Source organism: Streptococcus sp. SGI.013, assembly GCF_050315295.1.
Classification (GTDB): domain Bacteria; phylum Bacillota; class Bacilli; order Lactobacillales; family Streptococcaceae; genus Streptococcus; species Streptococcus porcorum.
On the sequence record NZ_JBNPOS010000118.1, the window covers coordinates 1 to 275 of the forward strand.

1 protein-coding gene is annotated in these 275 nt (G+C 45.8%); it reads right to left on the reverse strand.

Features of this window, described 5'->3' with window-relative positions:
* A partial coding sequence (locus tag ACQRDX_RS09635) for an SH3 domain-containing protein (RefSeq protein WP_427896683.1) occupies positions 1-275 on the reverse strand: 275 nt, incomplete at both ends.

Consider the following 275-nt stretch of genomic DNA (forward strand, 5'->3'; position numbering starts at 1 on the left):
TGTGATGGAGAGGATGGGACGGAGGGAGTTGGTGACACTGGGGTGGCTTTATCTGTCACTTTATTGACAGCTGCGTAGCGACGGAGGCCACTACGTGACATATAGCTAATCCACTCATAACCCTCTGCTGTCAAAACTCGATCATAATTAACCTTTTGACCTGCTTCATAATAAAAAACTTCTGGACTAGTAAGTTTAGGCTCACTTCTCACACTTGTCCGATCTGTAAAGACATAAGTACCACTTGAAGGCAAGGTCGGTGTGGGTTGAGATGG